21 protein-coding genes are annotated in these 23,250 nt (G+C 62.0%); 15 read left to right on the plus strand and 6 right to left on the minus strand.

Translation table 11 applies throughout. The annotated features are described in order from the left end of the window. Nucleotides 1–275: 275 nt before the first annotated feature. The 10 genes from lptF to tadA all read left to right on the plus strand — a co-directional run bounded on the left by lptF (nt 276) and on the right by tadA (nt 10,748). On the plus strand, nt 276–1,394 hold the full coding sequence (gene lptF, locus C0058_RS05125; protein ID WP_003210442.1) for an LPS export ABC transporter permease LptF: 1,119 nt from the start codon (nt 276–278) through the stop codon (nt 1,392–1,394). After that, nucleotides 1,387–2,466 carry an LPS export ABC transporter permease LptG gene (gene lptG, locus C0058_RS05130; RefSeq protein ID WP_003210440.1) on the plus strand — a complete coding sequence of 360 codons (1,080 nt, stop codon included), beginning with the start codon at nt 1,387–1,389 and terminating at the stop codon, nt 2,464–2,466. The genes lptF and lptG overlap by 8 nt, the downstream gene beginning before the upstream one ends. A gap of 151 nt (nt 2,467–2,617) precedes the next feature. Beyond that, complete coding sequence (lepA, locus tag C0058_RS05135; RefSeq protein WP_003210439.1) at nt 2,618–4,417, plus strand: translation elongation factor 4; 1,800 nt, start codon at nt 2,618–2,620, stop codon at nt 4,415–4,417. Between the two features lie 5 nt (nt 4,418–4,422). Beyond that, nucleotides 4,423–5,277, plus strand: coding sequence for a signal peptidase I (lepB, locus tag C0058_RS05140; RefSeq protein WP_003210437.1), 855 nt, complete (start codon nt 4,423–4,425; stop codon nt 5,275–5,277). 147 nt (nt 5,278–5,424) lie between these two features. Continuing rightward, the gene (gene rnc, locus C0058_RS05145) at nt 5,425–6,114 is read left to right on the plus strand and encodes a ribonuclease III (RefSeq protein WP_003210434.1); all 690 of its coding nucleotides are present in this window, start codon (nt 5,425–5,427) and stop codon (nt 6,112–6,114) included. After that, nucleotides 6,107–7,009 (plus strand): GTPase Era, encoded by a 903-nt coding sequence (gene era / locus C0058_RS05150; protein ID WP_003210432.1) that lies wholly within the window; start codon nt 6,107–6,109, stop codon nt 7,007–7,009. The genes rnc and era overlap by 8 nt, the downstream gene beginning before the upstream one ends. Nucleotides 7,010–7,173: 164 nt before the next feature. Then, nucleotides 7,174–7,863 carry a DNA repair protein RecO gene (gene recO / locus C0058_RS05155; protein WP_003210428.1) on the plus strand — a complete coding sequence of 230 codons (690 nt, stop codon included), beginning with the start codon at nt 7,174–7,176 and terminating at the stop codon, nt 7,861–7,863. 52 nt (nt 7,864–7,915) lie between these two features. Continuing rightward, nucleotides 7,916–8,659, plus strand: a complete 744-nt coding sequence (pdxJ, locus tag C0058_RS05160; protein ID WP_003210427.1) for a pyridoxine 5'-phosphate synthase — start codon at nt 7,916–7,918, stop codon at nt 8,657–8,659. A gap of 218 nt (nt 8,660–8,877) precedes the next feature. Next, nucleotides 8,878–10,257, plus strand: coding sequence for a multicopper oxidase family protein (locus tag C0058_RS05165; RefSeq protein ID WP_087695164.1), 1,380 nt, complete (start codon nt 8,878–8,880; stop codon nt 10,255–10,257). Continuing rightward, nucleotides 10,257–10,748, plus strand: a complete 492-nt coding sequence (gene tadA, locus C0058_RS05170; RefSeq protein WP_003210422.1) for a tRNA adenosine(34) deaminase TadA — start codon at nt 10,257–10,259, stop codon at nt 10,746–10,748. Before C0058_RS05165 ends, tadA begins: the two co-directional genes overlap by 1 nt. A 138-nt stretch (nt 10,749–10,886) precedes the next feature. Here the strand turns inward: tadA and cmoB are convergent, their stop codons facing one another. From cmoB to C0058_RS05200, 6 genes are all read right to left on the minus strand, one after another. Beyond that, the gene (cmoB, locus tag C0058_RS05175) at nt 10,887–11,843 is read right to left on the minus strand and encodes a tRNA 5-methoxyuridine(34)/uridine 5-oxyacetic acid(34) synthase CmoB (RefSeq protein WP_003210420.1); all 957 of its coding nucleotides are present in this window, start codon (nt 11,841–11,843) and stop codon (nt 10,887–10,889) included. Beyond that, entirely contained in the window at nt 11,840–12,583 is a 744-nt protein-coding gene (gene cmoA / locus C0058_RS05180) for a carboxy-S-adenosyl-L-methionine synthase CmoA (RefSeq protein ID WP_003210418.1), read from the minus strand. The genes cmoB and cmoA overlap by 4 nt, the downstream gene beginning before the upstream one ends. A 136-nt stretch (nt 12,584–12,719) precedes the next feature. Then, the gene (locus C0058_RS05185; RefSeq protein WP_102368160.1) at nt 12,720–13,364 is read right to left on the minus strand and encodes a lysoplasmalogenase; all 645 of its coding nucleotides are present in this window, start codon (nt 13,362–13,364) and stop codon (nt 12,720–12,722) included. A gap of 1 nt (nt 13,365) precedes the next feature. Then, a complete protein-coding gene (locus C0058_RS05190; protein WP_003210413.1) occupies nt 13,366–13,758 on the minus strand; it encodes a protease inhibitor I42 family protein in 393 nt (130 codons plus the stop codon). A gap of 199 nt (nt 13,759–13,957) precedes the next feature. Further along, a complete protein-coding gene (lon, locus tag C0058_RS05195; protein WP_003210412.1) occupies nt 13,958–16,378 on the minus strand; it encodes an endopeptidase La in 2,421 nt (806 codons plus the stop codon). Between the two features lie 222 nt (nt 16,379–16,600). Continuing rightward, entirely contained in the window at nt 16,601–17,590 is a 990-nt protein-coding gene (locus tag C0058_RS05200) for a GntR family transcriptional regulator (protein WP_003210410.1), read from the minus strand. Nucleotides 17,591–17,926: 336 nt separating this feature from the next. On the opposite strand from C0058_RS05200, the gene C0058_RS05205 reads away from it, so the two are divergent. The 5 genes from C0058_RS05205 (at nt 17,927) to C0058_RS05225 (ending at nt 23,243) form a co-directional block, all read left to right on the plus strand. Continuing rightward, on the plus strand, nt 17,927–19,270 hold the full coding sequence (locus C0058_RS05205; RefSeq protein WP_102368161.1) for an amidase: 1,344 nt from the start codon (nt 17,927–17,929) through the stop codon (nt 19,268–19,270). Between the two features lie 11 nt (nt 19,271–19,281). Then, on the plus strand, nt 19,282–20,160 hold the full coding sequence (locus tag C0058_RS05210; protein WP_003210406.1) for a polysaccharide deacetylase: 879 nt from the start codon (nt 19,282–19,284) through the stop codon (nt 20,158–20,160). 42 nt (nt 20,161–20,202) lie between these two features. Further along, nucleotides 20,203–21,543, plus strand: a complete 1,341-nt coding sequence (locus tag C0058_RS05215; RefSeq protein ID WP_003210404.1) for an MFS transporter — start codon at nt 20,203–20,205, stop codon at nt 21,541–21,543. A gap of 12 nt (nt 21,544–21,555) precedes the next feature. Further along, entirely contained in the window at nt 21,556–22,317 is a 762-nt protein-coding gene (locus C0058_RS05220) for an SDR family NAD(P)-dependent oxidoreductase (RefSeq protein WP_003210402.1), read from the plus strand. 176 nt (nt 22,318–22,493) lie between these two features. Then, a complete protein-coding gene (locus C0058_RS05225; RefSeq protein WP_102368162.1) occupies nt 22,494–23,243 on the plus strand; it encodes an SDR family NAD(P)-dependent oxidoreductase in 750 nt (249 codons plus the stop codon). Nucleotides 23,244–23,250 lie beyond the last annotated feature (7 nt).

The raw sequence follows: 23,250 nt of genomic DNA on the forward strand, positions 1-23,250 counted from the left end.
TCCCTTATAAAGGTCAGTGAGCCAGGAGTCTGTACTCCGGCTTGTAAGCTTGGCAGCCTGTAGGCCGCCCGCGACAAAGGCCGCAGTTTGAACCTCGCCGCCCGAGCCTGACAACCCTTGCGGGCAGCTTTGTGCACGCGTATGAGCAAGCTCCGTGACAGGTGCGGTCAATCACAGGATAATGCGCCATCTTTTTAGCCGGCCTGCAGCAATGGGTCGACTCGATATGCTTGCTTGTTTGGCCGCCTTAGCCTGACAACCCTGGAGTGTCTGGTTTGATCGTCTTCCGTTATCTATCCCGCGAAGTCCTGTTGACCCTGAGTGCCGTGAGTGCGGTATTGCTGGTCATCATCATGAGTGGTCGCTTCGTCAAATACCTCGCCCAGGCTGCCTCGGGTGCCCTGGATCCGGGTTCGCTGTTCCTGATCATGGGCTTTCGCCTGCCGGGCTTCCTGCAGTTGATCCTGCCATTGGGCCTGTTTCTCGGGATTCTGCTGGCCTACGGCCGCTTGTACCTTGAAAGCGAAATGACCGTGTTGTCGGCCACCGGCATGAGCCAGCAACGTTTGCTGGCCATGACCATGGTTCCGGCCACCGGTATCGCGCTGGTGGTGGCCTGGCTGAGCTTGAGCCTGGCACCCCAGGGCGCCATGCAGTTCCAGCTGGTGCTGAACAAACAGGACGCCATGACCGAATTCGACACCCTGGAGCCGGGCCGCTTCCAAGCGCTCAACGACGGCACCCGGGTGACCTATACCGAGCAAATGTCGGATGACCGTGCCAACCTGGGAGGGGTGTTCATCTCCCAGAAAAACCTCGGCCAGAACCAGAAAGACCGTGGTATTTCGATTCTGGTGGCCGACAAGGGGCGCCAGGAAGTGCGCCCGGATGGCAGCCGTTACCTGATCCTGGAAGATGGCTATCGCTATGACGGCAGCCCCGGTCAGGCCGATTACCGCGCAATCAAGTACGACACCTATGGCGTGATGCTGGCCCGGCCGGATGTCAGCGATGAGGTCACCGACCGCGACGCGATCCCGACCCCAGACCTGATCGGCAGCAAGGAACTGCGTTCGATCGCCGAGCTGCAATGGCGGATTTCCCTGCCGCTGCTGGTGTTCATCGTGACCTTGATGGCCGTGCCGCTGTCCCGGGTCAACCCGCGCCAGGGCCGCTTCCTCAAGCTGCTGCCGGCGATCCTGCTTTATATGGCTTACCTGACCATCCTGATTTCCGCCCGCGGCTCCCTGGAGAAGGGCAAACTGCCGCCGGCCCTTGGGTTGTGGTGGGTCCACGGGGTCTTCCTGGCCATTGGCCTGGGGCTGCTTTATTGGGAGCCGATGCGGTTGAAGATGCGGAGTCGTCGCAGCGTGAAGGAGATGGCCCGTGGTTAAGCTCGACCGCTACATTGGTAGCAGCGTCCTGGTCGCAATCCTTGCGGTATTGGGCATTATTCTAGGGCTGGCCTCGTTGTTCGCCTTCATTGATGAAGTCGGCAACGTCAGCGATACCTACACCGTTACCGACGTCCTGAGCTACGTGGCGCTGACGGCGCCCCGTCGCCTGTACGACATGATGCCGATGGCTGCGCTGATCGGCTGCCTGATCGGCCTGGGCAGCCTGGCCAGCAACAGCGAGCTGACCATCATGCGCGCGGCGGGTGTTTCCATCGGTCGCATCGTGTGGGCGGTCATGAAGCCCATGCTGTTGCTGATGGTGGTCAGCGTGCTGATCGGTGAATACGTGGCGCCTCCAGCCGAGTCCACGGCCCAGGCCAATCGTGCCCTGGCCCAGGGTTCGGGCGATGCCCAGAGCTCCAAGCATGGCCTGTGGCACCGCCAGGGTGAGGAGTTTATCCACATCAACGCCGTGCAGCCGGGTGGCTTGCTGGTGGGTGTCACCCGCTACCACTTCGACAAGGAACGTCACCTGCTGTCGTCGAGTTTCGCCAAACGTGCACAGTACGCCGACGAAAAGTGGCAACTGAGCGATGTGACCACCACCTATTTCCGTGATATCGGCAAGGGTGCGGCATCGACCACCGAAGTGATCAATGTGCCGACGGAGCAGTGGGATATTTCCCTCAAGCCCGAATTGCTGAATACCGTGGTGATGATCCCGGAAAGCCTGCCTATCTCCGGCCTGTGGGGGTATATCCATTACCTCAAGGACCAGGGCTTGAACAACGGCCGTTACTGGCTGGCGTTTTGGGTCAAGGTGTTGCAGCCGGTGGTGACGGCTGCGCTGGTGCTGATGGCGATCTCGTTCATCTTTGGCCCGTTGCGTTCCGTGACCCTCGGCCAGCGCGTGTTTACCGGCGTACTGGTGGGTTTCACCTTCCGTATCGCCCAGGACCTGCTGGGGCCGTCCAGCCTGGTATTCGGTTTCTCGCCGCTGTTTGCGGTGCTGGTGCCGACCGCCATCTGCGCCGTGGCCGGCTTCTGGCTGTTGCGTCGGGCCGGTTGAGCCCGCGCTTATGAACAAAAATGCCCCGTTCGAACGACCGGGGCATTTTTGTTCTTGGTCGCCATGGATGACGTCTGGTCTGCGCATCAGGTACAATTCCCGGCTATTTTTCAGCGGGCAGTCTGCCTGCAGCCTTTTTGAGTGTTGATCCGTGAGTGATTTGAGTCATATCCGCAATTTCTCCATCATCGCCCACATTGACCATGGCAAGTCGACGCTGGCCGATCGATTCATCCAGATGTGCGGCGGCCTTGCCGAGCGTGAAATGGAAGCCCAGGTGCTGGACTCCATGGACCTCGAGCGCGAGCGCGGGATCACCATCAAGGCCCACAGCGTAACCCTGTACTACACCGCCAAAGACGGTATCAAGTACCAGCTCAACTTCATTGACACCCCGGGTCACGTCGACTTCACCTATGAAGTCAGCCGCTCCCTGGCGGCCTGCGAAGGTGCGTTGCTGGTAGTGGATGCGGGCCAGGGCGTTGAAGCCCAGTCCGTGGCCAACTGCTACACCGCCATCGAGCAAGGCCTGGAGGTGATGCCGGTGCTGAACAAGATCGACCTGCCACAGGCCGATCCGGACCGCGTCAAGGAAGAGATCGAGAAGATCATCGGCATTGACGCCACCGACGCCGTCGAGTGCAGCGCCAAGACCGGCCTGGGCGTCGACGAAGTGCTCGAGCGCCTGGTCAAGACCATTCCGGCTCCCACCGGCAACTACGAAGATCCGCTGCAAGCGTTGATCATCGACTCCTGGTTCGACAACTACCTGGGCGTTGTTTCCCTGGTACGCGTACGCCACGGCCGTGTGAAGAAGGGCGACAAGATCCTGGTCAAGTCCACCGGCAAGATCCACCTGGTGGACAGCGTCGGTGTATTCAACCCGAAGCACACGGCTACCACTGATCTGAAAGCCGGCGAAGTAGGCTTCATCATCGCCGGTATCAAGGACATCCACGGTGCACCGGTAGGTGACACCCTGACCTTGAGCTCCACCCCTGACGTCGACGTGCTGCCGGGCTTCAAACGCATCCAGCCGCAGGTTTACGCCGGCCTGTTCCCGGTCAGCTCCGATGACTTCGAGGACTTCCGCGAAGCCCTGCAGAAGCTGACCCTCAACGACTCGTCGTTGCAGTACACCCCGGAAAGCTCCGACGCCCTCGGGTTCGGCTTCCGCTGCGGGTTCCTGGGCATGCTGCACATGGAAATCATCCAGGAGCGCCTTGAGCGCGAATACGACCTGGACCTGATCACCACCGCGCCGACGGTTATTTTTGAACTGGCGCTGAAAACCGGTGAAACGATTTACGTCGACAACCCGTCCAAGCTTCCGGATCTGTCTTCCATCGAAGACATGCGCGAACCGATCGTGCGGGCCAATATTCTTGTGCCGCAAGAGCATCTGGGCAACGTCATTACCCTGTGTATCGAAAAGCGTGGCGTACAGCACGACATGCTGTTCCTCGGTACCCAGGTGCAAGTGACCTACGATTTGCCGATGAACGAAGTGGTCCTGGACTTCTTCGACCGTCTCAAATCCACCAGCCGCGGCTATGCTTCGCTGGATTACCATTTTGACCGTTACCAATCAGCTAATCTGGTGAAGCTGGATGTACTGATCAACGGCGACAAGGTAGATGCCCTGGCGCTGATCGTGCACAAGGACAACGCGCACTACAAAGGTCGCCAGTTGACCGAGAAGATGAAAGAACTGATTCCGCGCCAGATGTTCGACGTTGCGATCCAGGCCGCCATTGGCGGGCAGATCATTGCACGGACTTCCGTCAAGGCACTCAGAAAGAACGTACTGGCCAAATGCTATGGCGGCGACGTCAGCCGTAAGCGCAAGCTGCTCGAGAAGCAAAAGGCCGGTAAAAAACGCATGAAGCAAGTGGGTAACGTGGAAATTCCACAAGAAGCCTTCCTTGCGGTGCTCAGGTTGGATAGTTAGGTCCTATGTCACTAAATTTCCCGCTGTTGCTGGTCATCGCCGTTGCCGTTTGCGGTCTATTGGCGTTGCTCGATCTGGTGTTCTTCGCCCCGCGTCGCCGGGCAGCCATCGCGTCCTATCAGGGCAGCGTCAGCCAGCCCGATGTGGCGGTGATCGAGAAACTGAACAAAGAGCCGATGCTGGTTGAATACGGCAAGTCGTTCTTCCCGGTGTTGTTCATCGTGCTGGTGCTGCGTTCGTTCCTGGTGGAACCGTTTCAGATCCCTTCGGGCTCGATGAAACCTACCCTGGACGTGGGCGACTTCATCCTGGTGAACAAGTTTTCCTACGGGATCCGCTTGCCGGTGATCGACAAGAAAGTGATCGAGATCGGTGACCCGCAGCGCGGCGATGTGATGGTGTTTCGCTACCCAAGCGACCCGAACGTCAACTACATCAAGCGTGTAGTGGGCCTGCCGGGCGACGTGATTCGCTACACCAGTGACAAGCGCCTGTTCGTCAACGGCGAGTCGGTGGCAGAAAAACTGATCGGTTCCGAGCCGAACACCCTAGGCAGCGCCGAGCTGTACCAGGAAAAACTCGGGGCGGTAGAGCACGAAATCCGCAAGGAGATGAGCCGCTACCGTTCGCCGCCTGACAACCAGTGGACAGTGCCTGCCGGGCACTACTTCATGATGGGCGACAACCGCGACAACTCCAACGACAGCCGCTACTGGGATGACCCGAATATTCCCAAGGACCTGCTGGGCATGGTCCCCGACCAGAATATCGTCGGCAAGGCCTTCGCGGTATGGATGAGTTGGCCGGAACCCAAGCTCAGCCACCTGCCGAACTTCTCGCGGGTCGGGCTGATCAAGTAATCCATGCGGCGCTGTGAACACAGCGCCGAATGCTTTTCTGGGGCTTGGACAAAACCAGGCCCCATGCAGCAACCACCAGGATTTGAATTTGAACACAGCGTTAATCGTCGCAGGCCACCGGTGCCTCGAACTGAATGTGGGTAAACCGTGAGCGTTTCTCTAAGCCGTCTCGAGCGCCAGCTCGGCTACACCTTCAAGGATCAGGAATTGATGATCCTTGCCCTCACACACCGCAGTTTTGCCGGGCGTAACAACGAGCGCCTGGAATTCCTCGGTGATGCCATCCTCAATTTCGTCGCCGGCGAAGCCCTGTTCAATCGCTTCCCGCTGGCCCGCGAAGGCCAGTTGTCGCGCTTGCGTGCGCGCCTGGTGAAAGGCGAGACCCTGGCTGTACTGGCCCGTGGTTTCGACCTGGGTGATTACCTGCGCCTGGGCTCCGGCGAGCTGAAGAGCGGCGGTTTCCGTCGCGAGTCGATCCTGGCCGACGCCCTTGAGGCACTGATCGGCGCGATCTACCTCGACGCGGGCATGGAAGCGGCGAAAGAGCGCGTAGTCGCCTGGCTGTCGACCGAAATCGAAAGCCTGACGCTGGTAGACACCAACAAAGATCCAAAGACCCGCCTGCAGGAATTCCTGCAGTCCCGTGGTTGCGACCTGCCGCGTTACGAAGTGGTGGATATCCAGGGTGAACCGCATTGCCGAGTCTTCTTCGTCGAATGCGAAATCACCTTACTGAATGAAAAAAGCCGAGGTCAGGGTGTGAGCCGTCGTATTGCCGAACAGGTAGCGGCCGCTGCAGCACTGATTGCCCTGGGCGTGGAGAATGGCCATGACTGATTCAACCGCAACTCGCTGTGGCTATGTTGCCATCGTCGGCCGTCCGAACGTGGGCAAGTCCACGTTGCTGAACCACATCCTGGGACAGAAGCTGGCGATCACCTCGCGCAAGCCCCAGACCACCCGCCACAACATGCTGGGCATCAAGACCGAAGGCGCCGTACAGGCTGTCTACGTTGATACCCCGGGCATGCACAAAGGCGGCGAAAAGGCCCTCAACCGCTACATGAACAAAACCGCTTCGGCCGCGTTGAAAGACGTCGACGTGGTGATCTTCGTGGTCGACCGCACCAAGTGGACCGACGAAGACCAGATGGTTCTGGAGCGCGTGCAGTATGTCACCGGCCCGTTGATCGTCGCGTTGAACAAGACTGACCGCATCGAAGACAAGGCCGAGCTGATGCCGCACCTGAGCTGGCTGCAGGAACAACTGCCGAACGCCCAGATCATGCCGATCTCGGCCCAGCACGGGCACAACCTCGAAGCCCTGGAACGTGTGATTGCTGGCTACCTGCCGGAGAACGAACACTTCTTCCCGGAAGACCAGATCACCGACCGCAGCAGCCGTTTCCTCGCCGCCGAACTGGTACGCGAGAAAATCATGCGCCAGATGGGTGCCGAGCTGCCGTACCAGATCACCGTCGAAATCGAAGAGTTCAAGCAGCAGGGCAAGACCCTGCATATCCATGCGTTGATCCTCGTTGAGCGTGACGGCCAGAAGAAAATCATCATTGGCGACAAGGGCGAGCGCATCAAGCGCATCGGCACCGAAGCGCGCAAGGACATGGAATTGCTGTTTGATTCCAAGATCATGCTCAACCTGTGGGTGAAGGTTAAGGGTGGTTGGTCCGATGATGAGCGCGCGTTGCGTTCGTTGGGTTACGGCGACCTGTAACAGGTCTCCGGAACACCGCAGGACAAATGTGGGAGCGGGCTTGCTCGCGAATGCAGGGTGTCAGTCACCAGATGTGTTGACTGACACCCTGCATTCGCGAGCAAGCCCGCTCCCACATTGGATAGTCGTTGTTTTCCAGACCGTGTTCCCGCAGCGAGAACCCCATGTCTCAAACCCCACCCACCGGCCAACCCGCCTACGTCTTGCACAGCCGCGCCTACCGCGAGACCAGCGCCCTGGTGGACTTCCTCACGCCCCAAGGCCGCCTGCGCGCGGTCTTGCGCAGTGCACGCGGCAAGGCCGGCACCCTGGCGCGGCCCTTCGTGGCCCTGGAAGTGGAGTTTCGTGGACGCGGCGAGCTGAAGAACGTCGGCCGCATGGAAGCTGCCGGCGCCTCCAACTGGCTCAACGGTGAGGCGCTGTTCAGCGGCCTCTACCTCAACGAATTGCTGATCCGCCTGCTCCCCGCCGAAGACCCGCACCCCGGCGTCTTCGATCATTATGCCGCCACCTTGCTCGCCCTCGCCGAAGGCCGTCCCCTGGAACCGCTGCTGCGCGCATTCGAATGGCGCCTGCTGGATGACTTGGGCTACGGCTTCGAACTGAGCAACGACCTGCACGGCGAGCCCATCGCCGCCGACGGCATGTATCGCCTGCAAGTGGACGCAGGCCTGGAGCGGGTCTACCTGCTGCAACCCGGCCTGTTCCAGGGCACCGAATTGCTCGCCATGAGCGAAGCCGACTGGACTGCCCCCGGCGCCCTGTCCGCCGCCAAGCGCCTGATGCGCCAAGCCCTGGCCGTGCATCTGGGCGGTCGGCCACTGGTCAGCCGCGAGTTGTTTCGAAAGCCCTGACATCCCCGTGTATGCTGTGCAGCGATTCCTTCCCTCTTCAGGAGCGCTTTTCGTGACCACCAGCAATCGCATTCTTCTCGGCGTGAACATCGACCACGTAGCCACCCTGCGCCAGGCCCGGGGCACCCGTTACCCGGACCCGGTCAAGGCCGCGCTGGACGCCGAAGAAGCGGGCGCCGACGGCATCACCGTGCACCTGCGCGAAGACCGGCGCCACATCCAGGAGCGCGATGTGCTGCTGCTCAAGGACGTGCTGCAAACCCGCATGAACTTCGAAATGGGCGTCACCGAGGAAATGATGGCGTTCGCCGAGCGCATTCGCCCGGCGCATATCTGCCTGGTGCCGGAAACCCGCCAGGAACTGACCACCGAAGGCGGCCTCGATGTGGCTGGCCAGGAAGCGCGGATCAAGGCTGCCGTGGAGCGCCTGTCGAAGATCGGCAGTGAAGTCTCGCTGTTCATTGATGCCGACGAGCGCCAGATCGAAGCTTCACGCCGTGTCGGTGCCCCGGCCATCGAACTGCACACGGGCCGTTATGCCGACGCGACCACGCCGACCGAAGTTGCCGACGAATTACAGCGCATCATCGACGGCGTCAACTGCGGCCTGGGCGAAGGCCTGATCGTCAACGCCGGCCACGGCCTGCACTACCATAACGTCGAAGCCGTGGCTGCGATCAAGGGCATCAACGAGCTGAACATCGGCCATGCACTGGTGGCTCATGCGCTGTTCGTCGGCTTCAAAGGCGCCGTCGCCGAGATGAAAGCCTTGATTCTGGCCGCCGCCAAACATTAAAAGAGCGCTGAAGATCCAATGTGGGAGCGGGCTTGCTCGCGAAGGCGGTGGGTCTGTTACTCATGCATCGTCTGACACGCCGCTTTCGCGAGCAAGCCCGCTCCCACACAAGCCCGCTCCCACATGTGGCAATGCGAACCCTTACTGTTTAGGTGATGCCGGTGTATGGTATCTGCCCTTTGCGGGTCTCGGACCCGCGGCAGATACGTGAGGTTGTTGTGTCCCAATCGTTTTCCCGTCGACAAATCCTGGGTGGTCTTGCCGGTCTCGCGGTGGTGGGCGTCGGTGCCGGTGGCGCCTATCGCTACTGGCTCGGGAAGGTGGCCGAGGCCGAGGCGGGGCACGATTACGAGCTGATCGCCGCGCCGCTGGACGTGGAGCTGGTGCCGGGGCACAAGACCCAGGCCTGGGCCTTCGGCCCTTCGGCGCCGGGCACCGAGTTGCGGGTGCGCCAGGGTGAATGGCTGCGTGTGCGCTTTATCAACCACCTGCCGGTCGCCACCACCATCCACTGGCATGGCATACGCCTGCCGCTGGAAATGGACGGCGTGCCGTATGTCTCGCAATTGCCGGTACTGCCGGGCGAATACTTCGACTACAAATTCCGCGTGCCCGATGCCGGCAGCTATTGGTATCACCCCCACGTGAACAGCAGCGAAGAACTGGGCCGTGGCCTGGTGGGCCCGCTGATCATCGAGGAGCGCGAACCCACCGGTTTCAAGCACGAACGCACCTTGAGCCTGAAAAGCTGGCACGTGGACGAAGAGGGCGCCTTTGTCGCCTTCAGCATTCCCCGCGAAGCGGCCCGGGGCGGCACCGCCGGACGCCTGTCGACCATCAATGGCGTGTCCCAGGCGGTGATTGATTTGCCGGCCGGGCAGATCACCCGTGTGCGCCTGCTCAACCTCGATAACACCCTGACCTATCGCATCAACATCCCCGACGTTGAAGCGCAGATCTATGCCCTGGACGGCAACCCCATCGAACCGCGCCCGCTGGGCAAGGAATACTGGCTCGGCCCTGGCATGCGCATCTGCCTGGCGATCAAGGCGCCGCCCGCCGGTGAAGAGTTGTCGATCCGCAACGGCCCGGTACGCCTGGGCACCTTCCGCTCGGTGGCCAGCACCGACACGGCGACCGAATGGCCGCCTGCGTTGCCGGCGAACCCGATTGCCGAGCCGGACCTGGCCAATGCCGAGAAACTCAACTTCAATTTCGAATGGGTTGGATCGGTCTCGGTGAACGTGGACAATAAGCCACCGAGCCTGTGGCAGATCAACGGCCAGGCTTGGGACATCACCGACAAGACCTGCGCCGACCGCCCGATTGCCAAGCTTGCAAAGGGCAAGAGCTACATTTTCGAACTGAAGAACATGACCCAGTACCAACACCCGATCCACCTGCACGGCATGAGTTTCAAGGTCATCGCCTCGAACCGCCACAAGGTGATTCCGTACTTCACCGACACCTACCTGCTGGGCAAGAACGAGCGTGCCCGCGTGGCGCTGGTGGCGGATAACCCGGGTGTCTGGATGTTCCACTGCCATGTGATCGACCACATGGAAACCGGCCTGATGGCCGCCATCGAGGTGGCGTGATGCGTCAGTTTCGCCCCACGGCGATTATCGACCGCAGCCGCGACCAGGACTTCATGCGTGAAGCGCTGGCCCTGGCTGCCCAGGGTGCCGCGCTGGGCGAAGTGCCGGTGGGCGCGGTGCTGGTGCAGGATGGCGAAGTGATCGGGCGCGGCTTCAACTGCCCCATCAGCGGCAACGACCCCAGTGCGCATGCCGAGATGGTCGCGATTCGGGCCGCTGCTCAGGCTGTCAGTAATTATCGACTGCCGGGCAGTACGCTCTACGTCACGCTGGAGCCGTGCAGCATGTGCGCCGGGCTGATCGTGCATTCACGGATTGCCCGGGTGGTGTACGGTGCGCTGGAGCCGAAAGCCGGGATTGTGCAAAGCCAGGGGCAGTTTTTTACCCAGGGCTTTCTCAACCATCGGGTGCTGTATGAAGGCGGGGTGTTGGCCGAGGAGTGCGGGACGGTGTTGAGCGAGTTCTTCAAGGCGCGAAGAGCCAAAGGCTGACACGATGCCCTGTGGCGAGGGAGCTTGCTCCCGCTGGGCTGCGTAGCGGCCCCAAAATCCGGGGAGCGCTGCGCACTCCAGCGGGAGCAAGCTCCCTCGCCACAACAGCAGTCTTATTTCTTCAACACAACAGCAGTCTTATTTCTTCGCGACAATCACCGCCCGCATCGGCGCCGGCAGCCCTTCGATGGTCTTGCTGTGATCTTCAGGGTCCAGGAAGTCGCTGAGGGACTGATACTTCATCCACTCCGTGCCGCGCTGTTCCTCGACCGTGGTCACGCTCACATCCACACAGCGCACCTCACTGAAGCCCGCACGTCGCAGCCACAGCATCAGCGCCGGCACCGACGGCAGGAACCAGACGTTGCGCATCTGCGCGTAGCGGTCTTCCGGCACCAGCACTTGCTGCTGATCGCCTTCAACCACCAGCGTCTCCAGCACCAGCTCCCCACCCTTGACCAGGCAATCCTTCAGCGCCAGCAAATGCTCGATGGGCGAGCGGCGATGGTAGAACACGCCCATGGAAAATACCGTGTCGAAGCCTTCCATGTTCGACGGCAGGTCTTCAAACGGGAACGGCAGGTGCCAGGCCTTGGGCGTCGGCAGATAACGCTGCACCGCCTGGAACTGGCAGAAGAACAACCAGTTCGGGTCGACGCCAATCACACTGTCGGCGCCGGCGCCGAGCATGCGCCACATGTAATAGCCGTTGCCGCAGCCCACATCGAGGATCCGTTTGCCCTTGAGGTCCAGGTGCGGCGCGACCCGCGACCATTTCCAGTCCGAGCGCCATTCGGTGTCCACGTGCACGCCGAACAGATCGAACGGGCCCTTGCGCCACGGGCAAAGGCCCATCAGCGCAGTACGCATTTGCGCACGGGTGTCGTCGTCGCAGTCGGTATCGAGCACGAGGCCGTTCAGCAGGTCGATTTCACTGGGCATGATCTTCGGCAGCGCATCCAGCGCGCTCTGCCAGCGTTCCAGGTCGCCATGGCCTTTTTCCATCTTTGCATCGAGTTGCGCTTGCAGGCCCTGGGCCCAGACGGCCAGGGGAGTGCCGACCAGATGGCGGGCGAGGGGAGACAGATCAATCATGGCAAGGCAATCAACGAGGCAAAGTTAAGACACTGGAACCACGGCACGACTTTCGAGAACCCGGCCGCCAGCAGGCGTTCGCGGTGTTCTTCGAGGCTGTCGGGCTTCATGACGTTTTCGATGGCGCTGCGCTTCTGGGCGATTTCCAGTTCGCTGTAGCCGTTGGCACGCTTGAAGGCGATGTGCAAATCGGTGAGCAGCGCATGTTCTTCCGGGTCATTGAAGCGCAGCTTTTCCGAAAGGATCAGCGCGCCGCCCGGCAGCAGCGATTGGCGAATGCGCGAGAGCAACGCCTGGCGTTGTTCGGGGGCGATAAATTGCAGGGTGAAGTTCAGCGCCACCACCGACGCCGGCTGGAATTGCAGGGCGAGGATATCGCCCTCGATCACCTCCACCGGCAGCAACTCCTGGAACATCGAGTCCTGGCCGTTGAGGTATTCGCGGCAACGCTCGACCATCGCCGCCGAGTTATCCACAGCGATCACCCGGCAACCGTCGGTGCGCACGTGACGGCGCAGGGCCTGGGTCACGGCGCCGAGGGACGAACCGAGGTCGTAGAGCACGCTATTGGGCTGGGCAAATTGCGCCGCGAGCACGCCGAGGTTTTCGACGATGGTCGGGTAGCCGGGCACCGAGCGCTTGATCATGTCCGGGAAAACTCGCACCACGTCTTCGTTGAAGGCGAAGTCCGGCACCTGGGGCAGGGGCTGGGCGAATAGGCGATCGGGTTCTTTGCTCACGGCTGTTCCGGCGACGAAGGGGGAAAGCCGGGCATTTTAGCGTAGGAGCTGGCTTGCCGGCGATGTTCGTTAACGATGACGCGGACTTTCTGGATGAACGCGGCAACTGTGGGTTTTTTCGCTGGCAAGCCAGCTCCTACAGGTTGACGGTTTTTTTCTGAGGAAAGGAAGAGGCCGTAATGCCCCACTGCCCCAGCCAGTAGCTGACAATCAGCAAATACGGCGCCGCTTCAAACGCCACCACAAACCGATTGATCCCGATCAGCGTGTCGGAGAACACGAACGACACCGCACCTGCCGCCGCCAGGTACGCCGAGCGCTTGGGCACTTCGCTGCCCAACCGCGCAAGCGCTCGCCACAGCATCGCGCTGATCACCAGCGCGTAAACCACCACCGGTACCAGCAATGGGCCAAGGCCGTGGGAAATCAGGATGCTCAGCAAGATCGCGCCGACGACCAGCGCCAGCACCAGCGGCAAAATCGCCGGGCGGCGGCAGTCGCTCAAGTAGGCTTTCAGGTACGCCAGGTGCGCGAACAAAAACGCACCGAGGCCGAAGATGAACAGGTCGCCGGGCCAGGCCAGCAGCACGTCGCCCACCAGGGAAAAAATCAGCCCCAGGCTGATCCAGCGTCGATAGTCAGTGGGCGGCGCATCATGCAGCCAGCCCAGCAGCGCCAGTACCGGCAATGGCTTTACCAACAGGCAGAGCAGGGTGGCGTGGGTGCTTAGGCCGTAGATAAAGGTTACCGCCCCCATCAACGCAAGGATCATCCATGGCATATCAGTTCACCGTAATGGCGCAGTCGAAGGTTTCGGCCGGTTCAGCTTCCGGCTCCCAGGGTTGTTGTGAGGTGAGGCGCAAACGGCCCTGGCCGGCGTTGAAGGCCTGGAAGCGCCAGGTGGATTGGCCGCCACTGCCGACCACGCCGGTGTCGTCGGTGTTGCTGTAGACCTCGGGGCTCAGGCTGCGCAGCACGCCGCCGGCCGAGTCCTGGATGGCCCAGCGGTAACCGGTGGTGGGATTGCTGGGCAGGGTCAGGATCAGGTTTTGCCCGGTCTTGAGTTGCAGCGGGCAGGCGCTCTGTTTTTCCACGGTGACGTTTTGCTTCGGCGCACTGGCGCAGGCGGCGAGCAGGCAAAGGCTCAGGGGGAGAAGCAGACGGGCAGCGGTCATGGGGGCTCCGTTGTTTGGCGACGAAGGGCGAGCATAACCGAAGATGAGACAAGGTGTGACAGATGGCGTTGTGTTGGCTGCACCGGCCTCTTCGCGAGCAAGCCCGCTCCCACATTCGACCGCATTCCAAAGCATGGACTCGGTCAAGTGTGGGAGCGGGCTTGCTCGCGAAGAGGCCAGCTCAGGCGCTACATAACTATCAGAACAACACCTTCGCCACATCCGCAAAGCGCTTGGCAAAGTGCACCGTCATCCCTTCCTTCAGGTACTCCGGCAGCTCTTCAAAGCTCCCCCGGTTAGGCTCCGGCAAGATCAACTCGTGAATCTTCTGGCGCCGCGCCGCAATCACCTTCTCGCGCACCCCGCCAATCGGCAGCACATGCCCGGTCAGCGTCAGTTCACCGGTCATCGCCACGCCTTTTTTCGGCGGCTGGTTACGCGCCAGCGACAGCAGCGCACTGGCCATGGTCACGCCCGCGCTCGGGCCGTCTTTCGGTGTGGCGCCTTCCGGCACGTGCAGGTGCACGAAGGCTTCATCGAAGAACTTCGGGTCACCGCCAAACGACTTCAGGTTCGAGCTGATGTAGCTGTAGGCAATCTCGGCCGACTCCTTCATCACTTCACCCAGTTGCCCGGTGAGCTTGAAGCCACGGTTCAGCGTGTGGATGCGCGTCGCCTCGATCGGCAGGGTCGCGCCGCCCATGCTGGTCCAGGCCAGGCCGGTGATCACACCGGTGCCCGACAGCACTTGCTCGTTACGGAACACCGGCATGCCCAGGGAGGCTTCCAGGTCCTTGTTGCCGATCTTGATCACCGAGTCCGGCTCATCCAGCAGCTTGACCACCGCCTTGCGCACCAGTTTGCCCAGCTGTTTCTCCAACTGACGCACCCCGGCTTCGCGAGCGTAACCATCGATCAGGGCGCGCAGGGCGCCGTCGCTGATGGACAGGCTGTTTTTCGACACGCCGGCTTTTTCCAGCTGCTTTGGCCACAGGTGACGCTTGGCAATCGCGACCTTTTCTTCGGTGATGTAGCCCGACAGGCGAATCACTTCCATCCGGTCCAGCAACGGGCCGGGGATCGAATCCAGGGTGTTGGCGGTGCACACGAACAGCACTTTGGACAGGTCCAGGCGCAGGTCCAGGTAGTGGTCGAGGAATTCGACGTTCTGTTCCGGGTCGAGGGTTTCGAGCAGGGCCGAGGCCGGGTCGCCCTGGTAGCTCTGGCCCATCTTGTCGATCTCGTCGAGCATGATCACCGGGTTCATCACTTCCACATCTTTGAGGGCTTGCACGAGCTTGCCCGGCATCGCACCGATGTAGGTGCGGCGATGGCCCTTGATCTCGGCCTCGTCGCGCATGCCGCCGACGCTGAAGCGGTAGAACGGCCGGCCGAGGGATTCGGCAATTGATTTGCCGACACTGGTCTTGCCCACGCCCGGCGGGCCCACCAGCAACACGATGGAGCCGGCGACTTCGCCCTTATAGGCGCCCACGGCGAGGAACTCGAGGATGCGACTCTTGATGTCGTCCAGGCCGGCGTGGTGTTTGTCGAGCACTTTGCGGGCGTGTTTCAGGTCGAGTTTGTCCTCGCCATACACGCCCCACGGCACCGAGGTGGCCCAGTCCAGGTAGTTGCGGGTGACCGCGTACTCCGGCGAACCGGTTTCCAGGATCGACAGCTTGTTCATTTCTTCGCTGATGCGTTTCTGCGCCTGGGTCGGCAGGACCTTGTCCACCAGGCGTTGTTCGAATTGCTCGACGTCGGCGCTGCGATCGTCCTTGGTCAGCCCCAGCTCTTGCTGGATGACCTTGAGTTGTTCCTTGAGGAAGAACTCGCGCTGGTGTTCGCCGATCTTGCGGTTCACTTCGGCGGAGATTTCTTTTTGCAGGCGCGCGACTTCGACTTCCTTGCGCAGCATCGGCAGGACTTTTTCCATGCGCTTGAGCATGGGCACGCAGTCCAGCACTTGCTGCAGTTCAGTGCCGGTGGCCGAGGTGAGGGCGGCGGCGAAGTCGGTCAGCGGCGACGGGTCGTTGGGGCTGAAGCGGTTGAGGTAGTTCTTCAGTTCTTCGCTGTACAGCGGGTTGAGCGGCAGCAGTTCCTTGATCGCATTGATCAGCGCCATGCCGTAGGCCTTGACCTCGTCGGTCGGCTGGGTCGGCTGGTGCGGGTATTCGACTTCCACCAGGTACGGTGGGCGGTGGTGCTTGAGCCAGGTCTTGATCCGCACGCGGGTCAGGCCCTGGGCGACGAATTGCAGCTTGCCGTTTTCGCGGCTGGCGTGGTGCACCTTCACCAGGGTGCCGTACAGCGGCAGGCTGGAGGTGTCGAAGTGGCGCGGATCTTCGGGCGGGGTTTCCATGAAGAACAGGGCAAGGGAGTGGTGGTCGGACTTGCTCACCAGCTCCAGGGTTTCGGCCCACGGCTCTTCATTGACGATCACCGGCAACACTTGCGCCGGGAAGAAAGGCCGGTTGTGGATCGGGATGATGTAGACCTTGTCGGGCAGGTTTTGCCCTGGGAGGGCCAAGCCAGTGTTTGCGGAAGTGTGTTCAGCGTTTTCCGGGTCGGCGTAGTCGTTGAGGTCGATGTCCGGGAATTCTTGCTGGTCGCTCATGGGGCACCTGCATAGGGAAGTATGCAAGTTAGATGGGGCGGGTCGGCAGTGGTTTCAATGGGGGGGGTGAGATAGCAACATATTGCACAATATTTTCAAAAGCACCGCTGAACAAATGTGGGAGCGGGCTTGCTCGCGAAGGCGGTCTGTCAGTCGATGCATCTGTGACTGATGCGCCGCCTTCGCGAGCAAGCCCGCTCCCACATTTTCGATTGTATTTCGTCAGCTGAGTTTGTGCAGGTAGGCCGGTAAAGGTTGTTCAGGCAGCACCGACAGCACTTTCAAGCGCTGCAACATCCGCTGCCGGGCCCGTTGCAGGTGCTCGCGCAGGTTCAGGGCGGCGGCGTCGAAGGCGCCATGCAGCAACAGCTCAAGGATCAGCCGGTGCTCGGCCAGCATCGCCGGATCGGCACCGATGCCCAGCAGCCGGTAGAAAATCCGGCTGATGATCATCGGGCTCTGCCCCTGGCGGATCAGCGCGGCGATCTTGCGATTTTGCAGGCCGGCGAGGCAGTGCTGGTGCAGGTCTTCCTCGATCTGCTCGATCTCTTCCAGGCTGCAATGGGCGCTGTTTTGCGCATCGAGCACGCGCTGCAACATGGCGTGCAGCAGGTCGCGGTCGAGGTTCGGCGCGCTCTGGCGCAGGGCTTCGGGCTCCAGGCAGGCGCGCAGTTCGTAGTCTTCGGTGACTTCCCGGGCAGTCAGTGGCCCGGCCAGCCATTGGGAATAGGGTTCCTTTTCCACCAGGCCACGGTCCCGCAGGCGCATCAGCGCTTCACGCACCACCGCGCGGCTGACGTTGTAGTGCTCGGCGGCGGCCTGTTCATCGAGGCGATAATGCCCGAAGGCGATACAGGTCGAGAGCGCCGCGCCGATTTCCTCGACGATGCGCTCCCCCAGTGGCCGGGTGTCCACCAATTCATCTTCACCGTTGAGGCCCAGGTGCGCATGGCTCAGGGGCAGGCGCAGCGGCTCCATGTCCAGGCCGTCGGGGTTGATCAGGTAACCCCGGCCATCGAAGCGGCAGATCAACCCTTCGTCATGCAACAGGTTCAGCGCCTTGCGCACCGGCACCCGGCTGGTGCCGAACAATTCGGCCAGCGGCGCTTCCAGCAACACCAGGCCATGGCGGGCGGTGCCGTGGGTGATGGCGTCGCGCAGAACCTGGTGAATCATCGCGTAACGGGAAGCCGAGGCTGACACTGCTTTCATCGGGCTCTCTGGAGCAAACGGGTCGGTGGCCGGGGATTCTCTCATAGTTGCGCCTGTCACTCTGCGCCACGTCGGTGGCACTTTTTTGGGGCCTTCAGAGGGTTGATGTTACTTTTCTGCACCAAAATGTATTTATTAATAAAAGATACATTATTTCATTCCTGGCGAGCCTTAAACACCAGCCGATATTTCTTTTAATGCCTGAAACCCATCTAGCCCGTGGATCTGCTCCAAAGTGCCAGGTGTGGCAACCGAGCTGTCCACGAGACTGGCACGAAAGCTGCCTTTGTAAAATGTACATTTTATTAATATGTACATTTTTCAAAGGTCATTCCTATGTCAGACGCCACTTCAATGGCCGAGGATTTCGCCAGCGGTCGCAGCGACCCGGTGCAGGTCCTGGAACAGGCACTTGCCCACGCGAGCATGGCCCCCGGCGTGTTCGTCTCCCTGACCGCCGAGCGCGCCCGCCGTGAGGCCGAAGCGTCGGCTGCCCGTTGGCGTGCCGGCCAGCCGTTGAGCGTGTTCGACGGGGTGCCACTGGCCTGGAAAGATCTGTTCGATGTGGCCGGCAGCATTACCACGGCGGGCGCGGCCTATCGCCGTAATGCGCCGGCCGCCTTGCTGGACGCGCCAAGTGTGGGCCTGTTGTGCCGCGCCGGAATGGTCAGCGTCGGCAAGACCAACCTCAGCGAGCTGGCCTATTCCGGCCTGGGCCTGAACCCGCATTTCGGCACGCCGCACAACCCGAGCAGCGTCGACCAACCGCGGATTCCCGGCGGTTCGTCGTCGGGTTCGGCAGTCGCGGTGGCGGCCGGCATCGTGCCGATCGCCATGGGCACCGACACCGCCGGCTCCATCCGTATTCCGGCTGCGCTGAATGGCGTGGTGGGGTATCGCAGCAGTTGCCGGCGCTACAGCCGCGACGGCGTTTTTCCGCTGGCTCACACCCTCGACAGCCTCGGCCCGCTGACCCGCAGCGTGCGCGATGCACTGGCCATCGACGACCTGCTCAATGGTCGCGAGCAGCGCCCGCCCCGCCCGCCCCGCAGCCTCAATGGCCAGCGGTTCTGGGTCGAGCAAAGTGTGCTGGAAGACGCACGGGTTGAACCTGCGGTGCGCGACAACCTGCAACGTTGTGTGGACCGATTGAAGGCAGATGGCGCACTGATTGAGGTACGCCCCTCGAAGACCTTCCAGGCCACCCTCGACCTGATCCAGCACCAGGGCTGGCTCGGCGCCTTCGAAGCCTTCGCCCTCCACGAAGCCCTGCTCGACAGCCCTGATGCCGAGCAACTCGACCCCCGCGTTCGCCGTCGCCTTGAAGCGGCCCGCACACTGCCGGCCAGCCAACTGCTGGCGCTGTACGACGCCCGTCGCTGCCTGCAACAGCAGCTTGTCGACGAACTCGACGGCGCGATCCTCATCACCCCCACCGTGGCCCATGTGGCCCCGGCCCTGGCGCCGTTGGAAGCCGACTTTGAGCTGTTCGTCAGCACCAATCTCGCCACCCTGCGCCTGACCATGCCCGGCAGCCTGCTGGACATGCCCGGCGTCAGCCTGCCCAGCGGCCGTGATGCCCTGGGCCTGCCCACCGGCCTGTTGCTCAGCGCCCCCAGCGGCGAAGACGCGCGCCTGCTTCGGGCCGCGCTGTCAGTAGAAACCGCACTCACTTTTTAAGGAGACACATCATGGCTAAAGACATCCTCTGTGCATTTGGCGTCGACGTCGACGCGGTCGCCGGCTGGCTCGGTTCCTATGGCGGCGAAGATTCCCCGGACGACATTTCCCGCGGCCTGTTCGCCGGTGAAATCGGTGCGCCACGCCTGCTCAAATTGTTCGAGCGCTACGGCCTGCGCACCACCTGGTTTATTCCCGGCCACTCGATGGAAACCTTCCCCGAGCAGATGAAGGCGGTGGCCGACGCCGGTCACGAAATCGGTGTGCACGGCTACAGCCACGAAAACCCGATTGCGATGACGGCCGAGCAGGAAGAAATCGTCCTCGACAAGTCCATCGAGCTGATCACCCAGGTCACCGGCAAACGCCCCACCGGCTACGTCGCGCCGTGGTGGGAATTCAGTAAGGTCACCAACGAACTGCTGCTGAAAAAAGGCATCAAGTACGACCACAGCCTGATGCACAACGACTTCCACCCGTACTACGTGCGCAAGGGCGACACCTGGACCAAGATCGACTACAGCCAGCACCCCGACACCTGGATGAAACCCCTGGTGCGCGGCGAAGAAACCGACCTGGTGGAGATCCCGGCCAACTGGTACCTCGACGACCTGCCGCCGATGATGTTCATCAAGAAAGCCCCGAACAGCCATGGCTTCGTCAACCCGCGTCACCTCGAAGAAATGTGGCGCGACCAGTTCGACTGGGTCTACCGCGAGCACGAACACGCGGTGTTCACCATGACCATCCACCCCGACGTGTCCGGCCGCCCGCAAGTGCTGCTGATGCTTGAGCGGCTGATCGAACACATCCAGAGCCATGCCGGCGTGCGCTTCGTCACCTTCGACGAAATCGCCGATGACTTTATCCGCCGCCAACCGCGTACCTGACACCCGTACCTAAACCCTGGCCAACCTCCCGAGGCGCGATTCATGTCTATCTACAACAAGCTTGATCTGACTGGCTGGAAACCCCGGCAACTGACGCCCAAGGAAGTGCGTTTCGCCACCTGGATCGCGTTTTTCGCCTGGGTGTTTGCGGTGTATGACTTCATCCTTTTCGGCACCTTGCTGCCGGAAATCGGGCGGCACTTTAACTGGGGTGAAGTGGAGCAGGCGGAGATTGCGACATGGGTGGCGGTAGGCACCGCCGTGGTCGCGCTGGCCATCGGTCCGATCGTGGACAAACTGGGTCGGCGCAAAGGGATTATTTTCACCGTGGCCGGTTCGGCGATCTGCTCGGCGCTCACCGCCATTGGTGGTGCGTGGGGCAAGTCGTCGCTGATCCTGATCCGTTCGCTGGGCGGCCTGGGGTATGCCGAGGAAACCGTCAACGCGACTTACCTGAGCGAACTGTACGCCGCTTCGGATGATCCAAAACTGGCCAAGCGTCGCGGCTTTATCTACAGCCTGGTGCAGGGCGGCTGGCCGGTGGGCGCGTTGATCGCGGCGGGTTTGACCGCGCTGTTGCTGCCGGTGATTGGCTGGCAGGGGTGCTTCGTGTTTGCGGCGATCCCGGCGATTGTGATCGCGGTCATGGCGCGCAAGCTCAAGGAAAGCCCGCAGTTCCAGATTCACCAGCGCATCAGCGAGCTGCGTAAAAGCGGCGCGGTGAAAGAGGCGCAAAACGTCGCCGTGACCTACGGCGTGGACTATGACGAACACAGCAAGGCCGGCCTCAAGGCCGCATTCCGTGGCCCGGCCCGCCGTGCAACCCTGGTGATCGGTGCGGCGCTGCTGCTCAACTGGGCGGCGATCCAGGTGTTCAGCGTGCTGGGTACGTCGGTGATCGTCAGCGTGCACCACATCTCGTTCGAGAACTCGCTGATCATCCTCGTGCTGTCGAACCTGGTGGGCTACTGCGGCTACCTCAGCCACGGCTGGATGGGCGACAAGATCGGCCGGCGCAATGTCATCGGCCTGGGCTGGATGCTCGGCGGGCTGTCGTTTGCCGGGATGCTGTTTGGCCCGAGCAACATGGCGATGGTGGTGGGGCTGTACAGCCTGGGCCTGTTCTTCCTGATCGGGCCGTACTCGGCGGCGCTGTTTTTCATCAGTGAAAGTTTCCCCACCAGCATCCGGGCTACCGGTGGCGCGATCATCCATGCCATGGGGCCGATTGGTGCGGTGGTTGCCGGGTTCGGCGCGACCCAGGTGTTGTCGGCCGGGAGTGACTGGCAGACCGCTGCGCTGTGGTTTGGCGCAGTGCCGTGCTTCCTCTCCGGTGCGTTGATGTTTGCCGCGCGCCATGTGCGTCCGGAAACCGTCCAGTAAGGAGTTGATTCGATGAGTCGTAAAGTTGCATTGATTACCGGTGCCGCCAGCGGCATCGGCCAGGCCCTCGCGGTGGCGTATGCCCGCAGCGGCGTGGCGGTGGTGGGCGGGTATTACCCGGCCGATCCCCATGACCCGCATCACACAGTTGCGCTGGTGGAAGAGGCGGGCGGTGAATGCCTGATGTTGCCGCTGGACGTGGGCGATACAACCTCTGTGGATAACCTGGCGGCGCAGGCGGTCCAGCACTTCGGTCGCCTCGATTACGCGGTGGCCAACGCCGGATTGTTACGCCGTGCGCCACTGCTGGAAATGACCGACGAGCTGTGGAACGAGATGCTCAACGTCGACCTGACCGGGGTGATGCGCACCTTCCGGGCGGCAACCCGGCACATGCATGAAGGCGGTGCGCTGGTGGCGATTTCGTCGATTGCCGGTGGCGTGTATGGCTGGCAGGAGCACGCGCACTATGCGGCGGCCAAGGCCGGTGTGCCGGGGTTGTGTCGGTCGCTGGCGGTGGAATTGGCGCCGTTGGGGATTCGTTGCAACGCGGTGATTCCGGGGTTGATCGAAACGCCCCAGTCGCTGGACGCGAAGAACTCCCTCGGGCCGGAAGGGCTGGCGAAAGCGGCGCGGGCGATTCCGTTGGGCCGGGTCGGGCGGGCGGATGAAGTGGCGTCCCTGGTGCGGTTTTTGACCAGTGAGGAATCGAGCTACCTGACCGGGCAGAGCATCGTGATTGATGGTGGCTTGACCGTGCGCTGGCCGGACTAACCCCCAGTTTTAAGCCGGACTCGCTCCAAATGTGGGAGCGGGCTTGCTCGCGAAAGCGGAGTGCCAGCCAATACATGTGGAACTGATCCACCGCATTCGCGAGCAAGTCGAATCGTCGCACCGCCGCTCCCACATTTTTGACCGCGTTCGCCGTTTGATTATTTCAGGAGTTCACCATGCCCCAACTCGCTAACCGCCGTGCCGTGATCACTGGTGCCGGCAGCGGCATCGGCGCCGCCATCGCCCGTGCCTACGCCGTCGAAGGCGCGCACCTGTTGCTAGCCGACCGCGATGCCGCCACCCTCGCCGAAACCGCCATCACCTGCCGCAACCTCGGCGCCGAAGTCCTCGAGTGCGTTGCCGATGTCGGCACCGTCGACGGCGCCCGGGCCAGCGTCGATGCCTGCGTCACCCACTACGGCGGCATCGACATCCTGGTCAACAACGCCGGCATGCTGACCCAGGCCCGTTGCGTCGACCTGACCCTGGACATGTGGAACGACATGCTGCGCGTCGACCTCACCAGCGTGTTCGTCGCCAGCCAGCGCGCCTTGCCTCACATGATCGCGCAGCGCTGGGGCCGGATCATCAACGTCGCCTCGCAACTGGGGATCAAGGGCGGCGCCGAGTTGACGCACTATGCGGCGGCCAAGGCCGGGGTGATCGGCTTCACTAAATCCCTGGCCCTGGAAGTGGCCAAGGACAACGTACTGGTCAACGCTATCGCACCCGGGCCTATCGAAACGCCATTGGTAGGCGGCATCAGCGACACCTGGAAACGCGCCAAGGCCGCCGAGTTGCCCCTGGGTCGTTTCGGCCTGGCGGACGAAGTCGCGCCGACTGCCGTGCTGCTGGCCAGCGAGCCGGGCGGCAATCTGTTCGTCGGCCAGACCCTTGGCCCGAACTCCGGCGACGTCATGCCATGAGCGGGTA

This window comes from Pseudomonas sp. NC02 (assembly GCF_002874965.1).
In the GTDB taxonomy this organism is placed as follows: domain Bacteria; phylum Pseudomonadota; class Gammaproteobacteria; order Pseudomonadales; family Pseudomonadaceae; genus Aquipseudomonas.

Bases quoted from the DNA above. Each gene is read 5' to 3' on its own strand.
- lepB (WP_003210437.1), top strand. From the start codon at position 4,423: ATGTCACTAAATTTCCCGCTGTTGCTGGTCATCGCCGTTGCCGTTTGC.
- era (WP_003210432.1), top strand. From the start codon at position 6,107: ATGACTGATTCAACCGCAACTCGCTGTGGCTATGTTGCCATCGTCGGC.
- recO (WP_003210428.1), top strand. From the start codon at position 7,174: ATGTCTCAAACCCCACCCACCGGCCAACCCGCCTACGTCTTGCACAGC.
- tadA (WP_003210422.1), top strand. From the start codon at position 10,257: ATGCGTCAGTTTCGCCCCACGGCGATTATCGACCGCAGCCGCGACCAG.
- cmoB (WP_003210420.1), bottom strand. From the start codon at position 11,843: ATGATTGATCTGTCTCCCCTCGCCCGCCATCTGGTCGGCACTCCCCTG.
- C0058_RS05185 (WP_102368160.1), bottom strand. From the start codon at position 13,364: ATGCCATGGATGATCCTTGCGTTGATGGGGGCGGTAACCTTTATCTAC.
- C0058_RS05190 (WP_003210413.1), bottom strand. From the start codon at position 13,758: ATGACCGCTGCCCGTCTGCTTCTCCCCCTGAGCCTTTGCCTGCTCGCC.
- lon (WP_003210412.1), bottom strand. From the start codon at position 16,378: ATGAGCGACCAGCAAGAATTCCCGGACATCGACCTCAACGACTACGCC.
- C0058_RS05200 (WP_003210410.1), bottom strand. From the start codon at position 17,590: ATGAAAGCAGTGTCAGCCTCGGCTTCCCGTTACGCGATGATTCACCAG.
- C0058_RS05205 (WP_102368161.1), top strand. From the start codon at position 17,927: ATGTCAGACGCCACTTCAATGGCCGAGGATTTCGCCAGCGGTCGCAGC.
- C0058_RS05210 (WP_003210406.1), top strand. From the start codon at position 19,282: ATGGCTAAAGACATCCTCTGTGCATTTGGCGTCGACGTCGACGCGGTC.
- C0058_RS05215 (WP_003210404.1), top strand. From the start codon at position 20,203: ATGTCTATCTACAACAAGCTTGATCTGACTGGCTGGAAACCCCGGCAA.
- C0058_RS05220 (WP_003210402.1), top strand. From the start codon at position 21,556: ATGAGTCGTAAAGTTGCATTGATTACCGGTGCCGCCAGCGGCATCGGC.
- C0058_RS05225 (WP_102368162.1), top strand. From the start codon at position 22,494: ATGCCCCAACTCGCTAACCGCCGTGCCGTGATCACTGGTGCCGGCAGC.